Raw genomic sequence first — 11,588 nt, forward strand, 5'->3', positions numbered from 1 at the left:
GTCCAAACGGAAGCGGCGCGCGCGGTGGCGTCGATCCAGGGCCCCCCCGCCGTGCCGGCGGCGTCGGCAGGGGGCGCGGCCCTCAGCTCTGGGGCTGGGAGATGTTGACCATCCAGCCGACGCCGAAGCGGTCCTCGCACTGGCCGAACTCGTCGCCCCACATCTGCTTCTCCAGCGCCAGCGCCACGATGCCGCCCTCGGAGAGCCGCTGCCAGTAGCCGCGCAGCTCGTCGGCGTCGTCGCCGCTGAGGCTGATGGTGTTGCCGTTGCCCCGCCGCAGCTCCACGCCGGGTGGCAGGTCCGAGGCCATCAGCACGTGCCCGCTGGTGGTGCGGAGCAGGGCGTGCATGACCTGGCCGGCGAGCGCCGGGTCCTCGGTGCCGAACTCGCCGAACGTGGTCAGGTTCAGGTCACCGCCGAACACCTGCTGGTAGAACTCCATCGCCTCGCGGGCGTTGCCGGCGAAGGCGAGGTACGGGTTGAGCTGCGACGTCATTGCCGCCCCCTCGTGGTAGGTCGAGGACATCGTCGCACCGCAGCGGGGTGCCGTCGGGGCGTACGCGCCGGAAAGACAGCCGGCGGGTTCAGCGCCGTTCCAGCGCGCCCCGGTCCACCTCGCCGACCCGCGCCGCCCGCCGCGCGTCGCGCTCCGGGGCTCCCGTGGCGGTGCCGCTGTCCACCGCCGGGCTGCCGGCGGCGAGCCGGAAGTCGGCGTCGCCGGGGTCGACGAACCGGGGGTCGGCCGAGGTCAGGGCCCGGTCGGTGACGCCCAAGGTCCGCCCGACGAGCAGGTTGTGGTCGAAGGTGACCCCGGTGGAGCGGGACAGCGCGGCGGCGGGGCTGCCCGGGCCGGCGACCACCACGCTGTTGGCCACCCGGACGTCCCGGCACTCGGTGACCGTCAGGTCGATCTCGATGTCCGGGTGGGCGGCGTTGCGGTAGAGGGTGTTGTTGACGACGTCGACGTGGGCGGCCCGGTAGACGTTGACGCCCCGGCCGCCGTTGCGGTACGAGATGTTGTTCTCCACCAGCGTCCGCCCGGTGTAGGGGGTCTGGAACAGCGGCGCGCCCCGGACGTCCCGGTTGTCGTTCGACTCGACGATGATCCCGTTGCCGTCCTGGATCCTGCCGGTGGCGGCGGCCGGCACGAGGTTCTGGTTGTCGTGGCTGACGTTGCCCCGGACGATCATCTTGACGCCGGTGCCGGCGTCGGAGTTCCAGCTGCTGTGCACCGAGATGCCGCTGCCGGCGTACGGCGACCACCAGGCGTTGCGGGCGGTGACGTTGTGGGCGATCGTCACGTGGTCGGCGAACTGGGTCGAGATGCCGTTGAGCGTGCAGTCGGTCATGGTGTTGCCCCAGACCACCACGTGGTGCGGGCGCCGTGGGGTGGCGGCGTTCCTCAGCTCGCTCACGGACAGGCAGTTGGTGGAGAGCGCCGGGTCGGTGACGTCGCCGCGCCGGGCCGCGGCCCGCTGCGCCGCGGTCAGCTCCTCGCGCGGCCCGGTGATGGTGAAGCCGGACACGGTGACGTAGGAGGCGTGCACCCAGATGCCGTGCCAGGCGGTGGCCCGGACGACCGGACGGGCTCCGGGATGGGCGGCCCAGGTGATCCACTTCTGCGGGCTGCCGGAGCGTTCGATCGCCACCACCGCGAACCGGTCGGGCTCGCGGTACTCGCCGTCGTCGACCAGCACCGTGTCGCCGGGTTCGGTCAGCGCGGCGGCCCGGCCCAGCGTCCGCAGCGGCCGGTTGCGGCTGCGCCCACTGTTGCCGTCGTCGCCGGTGCCGGAGACGTACAGGTAGCGGCCGGTGGTGGGCGGCAACTGCCCGGCCGGCCAGGTCGGCCCGCCGATCCCGGCGCCCGCCGCGGGCCCGGCGGGCACGGTCGCGGGCGGGCGGGGCCGCGCCGACGGCGACAGCGACGGCGTCGGCGCGGCGGTCGGGCTCGCCGGGGGCGCGACCGCCGCGTCCCGCTGCGGCGGCCGGTCGCGCAGCGTCACCCCGACGCCGAGCGCCACTACCAGCACCGCCACCACGGCGGCGCCCGCGCGGACCAGCCGGGACGCCGCCGGGGCACCCGCCGCGCCGGCGGCGGTGAGCCGGCCGGAGACGGTGTCGGCCAGCTCGGCCGGCGGCGCCAGCAGGGGTACGGCGGCCAGCAGCCGCTCCGGTGGCAGCAGCGGGCCGCCCGCCGACCGGCAGCGCGGGCACTGGTCGAGGTGGCGGGCGAGTCGTTTGCGCCAGGCCGGCGTCGGCCGGCCGTCCCAGCGCCGCAGCAGCTCGCGCAGCGGCGGGCAGCCGTCCGGCCCACCGGCCCGGTCGACCGCCTCGGTGATCCGCCGCGCCGACTCCACCCGGGCGTGCAGCCGGTGCAGGCGGACCCGGGCGTGGGCGGGGGAGACGCCGAGGATCCGGGGCAGCTCGGCCCGTTCCAGGGCGCCGACCTCGGTCAACCACCACAGGTTGAGCAGCTCCCGGTCGCCGGCGTCGAGCCAGCGGGCGGCGGCGGCCATCCGCCGGCGTTGCCGGCTCAGCTCCACCCGGTGCACGGCCGTGTCGTCGGCGCCGCCGCGCTCGTCGGCGTCGTCGGCGTCCAGGGCGGTGAGGCGCTGCCGGTCCGCGCCGATCCGCCGCCCGTGCCGGCGGGTCTCCCGCAGCGCGATGGCCACCAGCCAGGAGCGGAAGCTCGTCGGTTGGCGCAGCCGCCGTAGCCCGGTGAGGGCGCGGATCAGCGTCTCCTGGGTGACGTCGTCGGCGTCGGCGGCGCCGAGGGTACGCGCGGCGACGTTGTGCACCAGCGGCAGGTGCTCGCGCAGCAGCCGGTCGAGCGCGCCGCGGTCACCGCCCTGCGCCGCGACGACCAGCCGTCCGGTCTCCTCGCCGGAACCGCCCGGCCGGACCGGCCGCTCGACGTCACTGGACACTCGCTCCCGCATCCGGTCTCGGTGGCGGGCAACCGCACCCGCCGGGGCGGCGAGCATAACCGTCCGATGTGTGCCGGAGGCCGGCCGAGAAGGCGACTTATGCGCTCGCTAAGGGTGACCGCGCCTCCGCCGCCGCCGTTCATGTCGGATCGAACATGACTGCGCGCGGCCCGGCCGTCCGGACAGGAACCGGCGACGGACCACCTTTGGGGATCACGCCGCTCCGACCGGTGAGCCGTTCCGTCCGCTGACGATGGAGTGCGGCGGGCGACGCGGCGCCCACCCGCCGGACACCGCCGGGTGGGGCGTTCCCGGCGCGGGGCAGGACGATGGACGGGCCCGTTGCCCGGCCGGTTCCTGGGCGACGGCGGCCCGCAGCGCGGCCTGGGCGCCCCGGGGGAGTGACTCGGGGACGGTCCGGGGGTTCCAGGCCAGTTCCAGGATCGGGCGGGGCGCGTGGCGGAACGGCCGGCGCACGGTTCCGGGTTCGGCGTCGGTCAGGGGACCGGCGAGGGCGATCGCGCCGCCGGCCGCGCCGGGCCCGGGCCCGTGGGTCAGCCGGGGTACGAAACCGCCCACCCGCAGGCACGTCTCGACCAGGGCGGCCCGCAGCCGGGCGTCGGGTCCGGCGGTCCACTCCTCGTCGGCCAGATCGGCCAGGTCGAGCAGCGTGGCGCCGGCGAGCCGGTGGCGCCGGGGCAGGACGACCCGCAGCGGCGTGCCGCCGATGGCGCTGCTGGCCAGCCCGGCCAGGTCGACCGTCTCGCCCGCCGGCCACCGGCACCACAGGGCGAGATCCACCCGGCCGCCGCGCAGCAGCGCGACCAGGTCGGCCGGTGACCCGCCCCGCCCCACCTGCCAGTCCGTCGCGGGGCGGGCCAGCAGGTCGGGCAGGCGGTCCGGCTCGACCCCGCAGATGCCCAGCCGGACCGTCCGCCGGGTCGCCGGTCCCGCCGCCGGTCGCCGGGCCGGCGGGGTGGCCCCTGGCGCGGTGGCCGCTGGCGGGGTGGCCGCCAGCGGGGTGGCCGCCGGCCCGCTCGCGGCTGCCGCGGTGGCCGCCGGCCGGGGGGCTGGTGGGGGCGCGGCCGGCGGCTGTGGATCCGTCCCGGCGGCGGCGTGCCGGGCGACCTCCGCCTGGACCCGCTGCCAGCCGGCGGCGGTCTCCGTGACCCAGTCGGCGAGGACCCGGCCGGCCGGCGTCAGCGACGTGCGCCGGGTGCTGCGGTCGAGCAGCCGCGCCCCCAGGGACGTCTCCAGCCGGCGGATCCGCACCGACAGGGCCGGCTGGGTGATGTGCAGCCGGGCCGCGGCCCGGGTGAAGTTCAGCTCCTCGGCCACCGCGCCGAACGCGACCAGGTCACCCCAGTTCACCGCCGCCTCCCGGTGGTCCGGTCGGCGGTACCGGGCCCGGCGGCCCACGCTGCTCGCACCCTGCGGTGTGTCACTTCTCCTCCTCCGGCCGGCGCCCGGGTAACCGGGCGGGTCGGATGGAGACCGCGGCGGACCGGGCCGCGTTACCGAAACCGGGAAATTCGTCGCGGCGCGACGGCGGTGTCGGCCCCAGCCGGCTCGCGGTTTGCGGCGTGTCGCCGTATCCGCTGGTAGGGACACCGCAACACACCGCAAACGGTGAGTCGGGCCGCGGGCGGGCGGGCCGGTGTGCCCCCGCCACCGTTCGCGGCATGTCGGGGTGACCGCGCGCGGGGCGGCCGCCGGCGTCCCGGGCGGGCCGGGACGCCGGCGGCGCTCAGCGCGCCGTCGCCGCGGCCGGCTCCCGCAGCCGCCCGTCCACCCGGCGGGGCAGGCCGAGCGGGTTGGCCTCGCGCAGCGCCTCGGGCAGCAGCGCGTCGGGCAGGTTCTGGTAGGCCACCGGCCGCAGGAAGCGGCGGATCGCGGCCACGCCCACGCTGGTGTGCAGCGGCGCGGTGGTCGACGGCCACGGCCCGCCGTGGTGCATGGCCCAGCCGACCGTGACACCGGTCGGCCAGCCGTTCCAGACCACCCGGCCGGCCCGCTCGGTGGCCAGGTCCAGCACGGCGCGCACCAGGTCGGCGTCGTCGCCGGACTCGCCGTGCACGGTGGCGGTCAGCGAGCCGGGGACGGCGGCGAGCGCCGCCAGCAGGTCGGCGCGGTCGGCGTACTCGATGACCAGCGACGCCGGGCCGAAGCACTCCTGGGCCGTCGCCGGCTCGGCGGCGAACCGGGCCGCCGGCACGGTGAGCAGCGCGGCCGACGCGGTGTGCCCGTCGCCCGGCGCGGGGGCGACCAGCCCCCGGACGCCGGGCAGCGCGGCGAGCGCGGCGAGCCGTTCGTCGAAGCCGGTACGGATCCACTCGCCCAGCAGCGGCCCCGGTCGCACCGCGGCCACGGCCTCGACCAGCGCCGCCTCCAGTCCGTGCCCGGCGGGCAGGAACAGCAGCCCCGGCTTGGTGCAGAACTGGCCGCTGCCCAGCGTGAAGGAGGCGACGAAGTCGCGGGCGACGGCCTCGCCGCGGGCGGCCACCGCGGCCGGCGTGACGACGACCGGGTTGAGCGAGCCCAGTTCGCCGTAGAAGGGGATCGGGTCCGGGCGGCCGGCGGCCAGGTCGAACAGCGCCCGGCCGCCGGTGAGCGAGCCGGTGAAGCCGACCGCCCGGATGGCCGGGTCGCGCACCAGGGCGCGGCCGGCCTCTCGGCCGTGCAGCACCGTGACCGCGCCGGCCGGCAGCACCGTGGCCAGCAGCCCGCCGACCAGGTCGGAGAGCCGGGGGTGGCCCTCGTGCGCCTTGACCACGACCGGGCAGCCGGCGGCCAGGGCGGACGCGGTGTCGCCGCCGGCGACGGAGAAGGCGAGCGGGAAGTTGCTGGCGGCGAAGACGGCGACCGGGCCCAGCGGCCGCATCATCCGGCGTACGTCGGGGCGGGGGACGTCCGGGTCGGCGTGGTCGATGGTGACGTCGAGGAAGGAGCCTTCCTCCACGGCGTCGGCGAAGAGCCGCAGCTGTCCGGTGGTGCGGGCCAGTTCGCCGGTGAGCCGGGCGGCGCCGAGGTGGGTCTCCTCGTCGGCGAGCCGGACGATCTCATCGACGTGCCCGTCCAGGACGTCGGCCGCGGCGCGCAGCCAACCGGCCCGGTCGGTGAGGGAGCTGTCGGCGAGCACGGCGGTCGCGGTGGTGCTGGTCAGAACGGCGGCGGGGGTGGGGGATGGGTGGTCCACGTCGGACTCCTGTGTCGAGGTGATGACGGGGCGGTGAGCGGTCCGTGAAGAAATTCCGCCTCGAAGGGTTGCCACTGGCATCGTGGTATACCACGATACTGCCATGCCGCGATCGCTCCTTCCGACCACAGCGGACCCCGCCGCCGCCCCGGTCACCGCACTGCCGCTGGAACAGCCCGCCTCCCGGGCCGACCGGGTCCGGGACGCGCTGCGCCGGGCCATTCTGGACGGCACCCTCCAACCCGGACGCCCCCTCGTCGAGCGGGAGCTCGCCGAGCTGCTCGGCGTCTCCAAGACCCCGGTCCGCGAGGCGCTCAAGCAGCTGCACTCCAGCGGCCTGGTCGAGATCAACGCCTACCAGGGGGTCAGCGTCCGCCGGATAGACGCCGAAACCGTCCGCCAGCTCTACACCGCCCGCGCCAGCGTCGAACCGGCCGCCGTCCGGCTGGGCGCCCAGGCCGCCGGCCGCTTCGACGCGGCCCGCACCGCCCTGGCCGACGCCGCCGCGCTGATCGGCACCGGGGAGACCGCCGGGCTCGGCATCGCCAACCGGCGCTTCCACCGGGAGCTCTACCTCGTCTGCGGCAACACCTTTCTCTGCGGCTTCCTCGACCAGCTCCAGGACCTGACCGCCTTCGTCGCCACCGCCGGCTGGCGGCTGCGGGCGACCTTCGAGCAGGAGTCCGCCGAGCACGAGGCGATGCTGGAGGCCGCCGAGTCCGGCGACGCCGAACTGGCCGAGCGGCTCACCCGGGCACACATCGAGAAGGCGGCGGCGACCCTGGTCGCGGTCCTCGGCGAACAGGCCGACCGATGAGACCCGAGGTCTACGCCCACCCGGTCTCGTTCCGCCGCGACGCCGCCGGGCAGGCCGCCCGGCTCGCCGACGCCGGCGTCTCCCGGGTCCGGCTCGCCCACGCCTACCACAGCGGACGCTGGCTGCTCAGCAGCAGCGACCCGGCGGCCGTGGTGGACCTCGACGCCGGACTGTGGTTCACCACCGGACCCGCCGCGTCGATCGGCGCCGGCCCGGCCGGCCGCCCGCCGCTCTGGCCGGCCACCGTCGCCGCTCTGGCCGACACCGCCACCGCAGCGCTGACCGCCCGCGGCGTCGAGGTCACCGCCTGGCTGGTCGGGCTGCACCAGTCCACCCTGGCCACCGCCCGCCCGGACCTCGCCCTGCGCAACGCCTTCGACCACCCGTACCGGCACGCGCTCTGCCCGGCCCACGGGGAGGTGGTCGACTATGCCGCGACGCTGGCCGGGCGGGCCGCCGCTGCGCCCGGCGTCACCGGGCTCGACCTGGAGGCGTTCAGCTGGCTCGGCTGGACGCACCAGGGCGCCCACGACAAGTTCGGCGTTGCGCTGCGCCCCGTCGACCGCTGGCTGCTCTCCCTCTGCCACTGCCCCGCCTGCGCCGCCGCGTACACCGGGGCCGGCGTCGACCCGGCGGAACTGGCCGGGCGGGTCCGCGCCGCCGTCCGGGCCCAGCTCGACCGGCCCCGGCCGGCGGCCCCGGAGATCGCCGCCGACGCCGCCGAGGCCCTCGGCGCGCAGCTGCGTGACGCGGTGCGGACCGTCCGCGCCCGCGTCGTGCGGCGCCTCGTCGGCGCGGCGGTCGCCGCCGCCGACGGCACCGGTGTCCAGCTGCGGGTTACCGCCGACCCGTACGCCACCGACGGCAAGGCCGGCGGCGACCTCGCCGCCCTGGCCGCCGTCGCCGGCGGGCTCACCGTGACCCACCTCGGCGGGGACCTGGCCGCCCTCACCGCCGACCTGGCCGCCGCCCGCCCGCACGCCCGCACCCTCACCGCCGGCTGGAACGGGGCCGGCACACCCGCCGAGGCGCGGGCGGCGATCGCCGCGGCCGGCCGCGCCGGCGCCGACTCGATCGCCCTCTACGCCTACGACCTGATGCCCGCCGACCGCGTCGACCTGCTGCGCGACGTCCACGCCCCACCGGCACGGCCCCCGGCGCGACGGCGGACGGAGGTGGCGGTCCGATGACCGGTTACCTGCTGCGCCGGGTAGCGCAGCTGATCCCCGTGCTGTTCATCGTCTCCGTGCTGCTCTTCGTCCTGCTGCGGCTGCTGCCCGGCGATCCGACCACCTCGATCCTCGGCCAGGAGGCCAGCGCCGCCGACCGGGCCGCCCTCCGCGCGGACCTGGGGCTCGACGCCCCGCTCTGGCGGCAGTTCGTCGAATGGATCGGCGGGGTCCTCACCGGCGACCTCGGCAGCTCCTGGCTGACCGGCGAACCCGTCGCCGGGGTGATCGTCGACCGGCTGCCCGCCACCGTCGAGCTCGGACTCATCGCGCTGCTGCTCGCCGTCGCGATCGGCATCCCCGCCGGCGTCCTCGCCGCGGTACGCCGCCGCACCGCCACCGACCACGCGCTGACCGGGATCGGCGTACTGGCGCTGTCCACCCCGCACTTCTACCTCGCCGCGCTGCTCATCGGGGTCTTCGCGATCTGGCTGCGGGTCGTTCCGCCGTCCGGGTACGTACCGTTCACCGAGGACCCGGCCGGCAACCTGGTACGGATGGTGCTGCCCGCCGTCACCGTCGGCTCCACCGTGGTCGCGGTGGTGCTGCGCCAGACCCGCGGCTCGCTGCTCGCCGCGCTCGGCGAGGACTACATCCGCACCGCCCAGGCCACCGGAATCGGCCGGCGCCGCATCGTCACCGTCTACGCGCTGCGCAACGCCATGGTCCCCGTCGTCACGGTCACCGCGTTGCAGATCGGCGCGCTGATGAGCGCCACCGTGGTCACCGAGACCATCTTCGCCCTGCCCGGCATGGGCACCCTCATCGTCAACGGGATCTTCAGCCGCGACCTGCCCGTGGTCCAGGGCGCCGTGCTGGTCGTCGTCACCTTCGTCCTGCTGGTCAACCTTGTCACCGACCTGATCTACGCCTGGCTCGACCCGCGCATCACCTACTGAGAGGAGGCCGCCATGCCCGTCGACACCACCCCCACCCGGGCCGCGCGCCGGCCCGTGCTCACCCGGCTGCTGCGCGACCGTCGCGCCCGCTTCGCCCTCCCGGTGCTGGCGGCCGTCGTTCTCGCCGCCGCGGCCAGCCCCCTGATCTCCGCCCGCAGCCGGGCCACCGACACCGAACGGCTGCTCGCCGGCCCGAGCGGCCGGCACCCGCTCGGCACCGACGAACTCGGCCGCGACGTGCTGGCCCGGATCGTCGACGGCGCCACCGTCACCGTCGCGGTCGCCACCGTCGCCGTCGGCGCCGCCCTCGTCCTCGGCACGCTGCTCGGCCTCTTCGCCGGCTACCGCGGCGGCTGGCTCGATGCGGTGCTGATGCGCACCGTCGACGGGCTGCTGGCCTTCCCGCTGCTGGTGCTGGCGCTGACCGTGGTCGCCGCGCTCGGTCCCGGGCTGCGCAACGCGCTGATCGCCATCGCGGTGGTCACCACCCCCCGCTTCGCCCGGGTGGTCCGGGCGGAGGTGCTCTCCCTGCGTACCCGGGAATGGGTCTCCGCCGCCCACATCGTCGGCCTGCCCACCCCCGCCCTGCTGCGCCGGCACCTGCTGCCCCACCTGGCCGGCACGCTGTTCGTCTTCGCCGCCCTCCAGGCCTCCACCGCGATCATCGCCGAGGCGTCGCTGAGCTTCCTCGGCCTCGGCGTCCAGCCGCCGCAGCCCAGCTGGGGCGCGATGGTCGCGGCCGGCACCGACCACCTCGACGCCAGCTGGTCGCTGAGCGTCTTCCCCGGCCTGGCGATCCTGCTCACCATCGCCGCGTTCAACCTGCTCGCCGACGCCCTGCGCGACGCGCTGGACGCCCACCGCCCGGACCTCACCCCGGCCCGGTAGCTCCCCCCACCCCGCAACCCCACCACTTCCTCCCGGAAGGGATCCCCCACCATGGCCGCACCTTCCTTCCCCCACCCGTCCCACCGGCCGGCGCTCACCCGCCGGACGCTGCTCGGCGGTGGCGTCGCCCTCATCGCGGCCGGCGCCCTCGCCGGCTGCGGCGGCAGCGGTGACAGCGCCGGCGCCAAGGGCCGCGGCGGCACCCTCACCGTCGGCTTCGACAACGAACCCACCACCCTGGACCCGGCGCTGAGCAGCGCCATCTCCTCCGACCGCAGCGTGCTCAACCTCTTCTACGACACCCTGCTGCGCCAGCAGCGCGACGGCTCGTTCGTCCCGGCGCTGGCCGAGAAGTGGACCGTCGAGGGCACCACCGTCACCTTCACCCTCCGCGCCGGGGTGACCTTCCACGACGGCACCCCGTTCGACGCCGAGGCCGCCGCGTTCAACCTGCGCCGGGTCATCGACCCGGCGACCAAGTCCACCAAGGCCGGCGCGTTGAAGAAACTCGCCGCCGTCGACGTGGTCGACCCGAGGACGCTGCGCCTGACCCTCAAGGCCACCGATCCGCTGCTGCTGGTCCAGCTCGCCCACGAACCCGGCATGATGGCCTCGCCCACCGCCGTCAAGGCCGGCGAGTACGGCCGCAAACCGGTCGGCACCGGCCCGTTCGTCTTCGACGCCTGGCGCTCCAAGGTCCAGCTCACCGGCAAGCGCAACCCGAAGTACTGGCGCAAGGCCGCCGACGGCACCGCCCTGCCCCGCCTCGACCAGGTCGTCTACCGCTTCGTCACCGACACCAAGGTGCTCCGCGCCGAGATCTCCACCGGTGGGGTGCAACTGCTCCGGGTGCTGCCGCCGGAGGAGTTCGGCCAGCTCAAGAGCGACCGGCAGGTGGTGCTGGAGGACATCGGCGTGCGCCGCTCCTACTACGTCGCGCTCAACACCACCCGCGCCCCCTTCAACGACCCGAAGCTGCGCGAGGCCTTCGCGATGGCCGTCGACCGGGCCGGGGTCGGCAAGGCCGCAGCGGCCGGCGAGTTCGACCTCGCCCCCTCCTTCGCCACCCGCAACGACTGGTTCTTCGACGGCTCCATCACCCCGCCGCCGCTGGACCCGGCGAAGGCGAAGGCCGCCCTCGGCGGCCGGCCGGTGCCGATCACCGTCGTGGCCCGGCGCCGGGCCCCCGACCCGACCATCGCCGAGCTGCTCCAGTCCCAGCTCACCGCCGCCGGCTTCGACCCGAAGGTCGAGGTGCTGGAGGCCCAGACCCAGCTCGACCGGATGCGCAAGCAGGACTTCGACGCCGCGCTGCTGGTCATCGACGTCCCCCGGCTCGACCCGTCGCTCTCCTTCGACCCGTACTTCGCGAGCAAGGGCTCCAACAACTGGTCCGGGCTGGCCGACGCCGAGCTGGACGGGCTGCTGGAGAAGGCGGTCGGCACCGAGGACCGGGCGGTGCGCAAGCAGGCGTACGTCGACGTGCAGCGGCGCATCGTCGGCCAGAACTACTGGGTGTTCCTGCACCAGCCCCGCTCGCCGCTGATCCACAGCGCCAAGCTCACCGGGATCGTGCTCAACGTCGACGGCCAGTGGCGCCTCGACGAAGCCGAGCTCGCCTCCTGAGGGCCG

At 76.0% G+C, this 11,588-nt stretch carries 9 protein-coding genes; 5 read left to right on the forward strand and 4 right to left on the reverse strand.

The genetic code is table 11. The features are described from left to right. Positions 1-82: 82 nt before the first annotated feature. The 4 genes from AC5L3Z_RS20655 to AC5L3Z_RS20670 form a co-directional block, all read right to left on the reverse strand. Complete coding sequence (locus AC5L3Z_RS20655; protein ID WP_494844294.1) at positions 83-526, reverse strand: VOC family protein; 444 nt, start codon at positions 524-526, stop codon at positions 83-85. 58 nt (positions 527-584) lie between these two features. Then, the gene (locus AC5L3Z_RS20660; protein WP_494844296.1) at positions 585-2,939 is read right to left on the reverse strand and encodes a sigma-70 family RNA polymerase sigma factor; all 2,355 of its coding nucleotides are present in this window, start codon (positions 2,937-2,939) and stop codon (positions 585-587) included. A 201-nt stretch (positions 2,940-3,140) separates the two neighbouring features. Then, positions 3,141-4,298 carry a LysR family transcriptional regulator gene (locus AC5L3Z_RS20665; protein ID WP_494844297.1) on the reverse strand — a complete coding sequence of 386 codons (1,158 nt, stop codon included), beginning with the start codon at positions 4,296-4,298 and terminating at the stop codon, positions 3,141-3,143. A gap of 376 nt (positions 4,299-4,674) precedes the next feature. Then, positions 4,675-6,123, reverse strand: coding sequence for an aldehyde dehydrogenase (NADP(+)) (locus AC5L3Z_RS20670; protein ID WP_494844298.1), 1,449 nt, complete (start codon positions 6,121-6,123; stop codon positions 4,675-4,677). A gap of 103 nt (positions 6,124-6,226) precedes the next feature. Between AC5L3Z_RS20670 and AC5L3Z_RS20675 the strand changes: the two genes are divergently transcribed. The 5 genes from AC5L3Z_RS20675 to AC5L3Z_RS20695 are packed head-to-tail and all read left to right on the forward strand — an operon-like array spanning position 6,227 to position 11,582. Further along, positions 6,227-6,940 carry a GntR family transcriptional regulator gene (locus tag AC5L3Z_RS20675; RefSeq protein WP_494844299.1) on the forward strand — a complete coding sequence of 238 codons (714 nt, stop codon included), beginning with the start codon at positions 6,227-6,229 and terminating at the stop codon, positions 6,938-6,940. Beyond that, positions 6,937-8,130, forward strand: coding sequence for a hypothetical protein (locus tag AC5L3Z_RS20680; protein WP_494844301.1), 1,194 nt, complete (start codon positions 6,937-6,939; stop codon positions 8,128-8,130). Before AC5L3Z_RS20675 ends, AC5L3Z_RS20680 begins: the two co-directional genes overlap by 4 nt. Then, positions 8,127-9,068: an ABC transporter permease gene (locus tag AC5L3Z_RS20685; RefSeq protein WP_494844302.1), complete on the forward strand. Its 942-nt coding sequence runs from the start codon at positions 8,127-8,129 to the stop codon at positions 9,066-9,068. The genes AC5L3Z_RS20680 and AC5L3Z_RS20685 overlap by 4 nt, the downstream gene beginning before the upstream one ends. 12 nt (positions 9,069-9,080) lie before the next feature. After that, complete coding sequence (locus tag AC5L3Z_RS20690) at positions 9,081-9,956, forward strand: ABC transporter permease (RefSeq protein ID WP_334520613.1); 876 nt, start codon at positions 9,081-9,083, stop codon at positions 9,954-9,956. Positions 9,957-10,007: 51 nt separating this feature from the next. Beyond that, positions 10,008-11,582, forward strand: coding sequence for an ABC transporter substrate-binding protein (locus tag AC5L3Z_RS20695; RefSeq protein WP_494844303.1), 1,575 nt, complete (start codon positions 10,008-10,010; stop codon positions 11,580-11,582). Positions 11,583-11,588: the final 6 nt, after the last annotated feature.

It is taken from the genome of Micromonospora sp. LZ37 (assembly GCF_059359015.1).

Excerpts from the sequence above, each read along its gene's own strand:
- AC5L3Z_RS20655 (WP_494844294.1), bottom strand. The coding sequence starts at position 526 with ATGTCCTCGACCTACCACGAGGGGGCGGCAATGACGTCGCAGCTCAAC.
- AC5L3Z_RS20660 (WP_494844296.1), bottom strand. The coding sequence starts at position 2,939 with ATGCGGGAGCGAGTGTCCAGTGACGTCGAGCGGCCGGTCCGGCCGGGC.
- AC5L3Z_RS20675 (WP_494844299.1), top strand. The coding sequence starts at position 6,227 with ATGCCGCGATCGCTCCTTCCGACCACAGCGGACCCCGCCGCCGCCCCG.
- AC5L3Z_RS20680 (WP_494844301.1), top strand. The coding sequence starts at position 6,937 with ATGAGACCCGAGGTCTACGCCCACCCGGTCTCGTTCCGCCGCGACGCC.
- AC5L3Z_RS20685 (WP_494844302.1), top strand. The coding sequence starts at position 8,127 with ATGACCGGTTACCTGCTGCGCCGGGTAGCGCAGCTGATCCCCGTGCTG.
- AC5L3Z_RS20690 (WP_334520613.1), top strand. The coding sequence starts at position 9,081 with ATGCCCGTCGACACCACCCCCACCCGGGCCGCGCGCCGGCCCGTGCTC.
- AC5L3Z_RS20695 (WP_494844303.1), top strand. The coding sequence starts at position 10,008 with ATGGCCGCACCTTCCTTCCCCCACCCGTCCCACCGGCCGGCGCTCACC.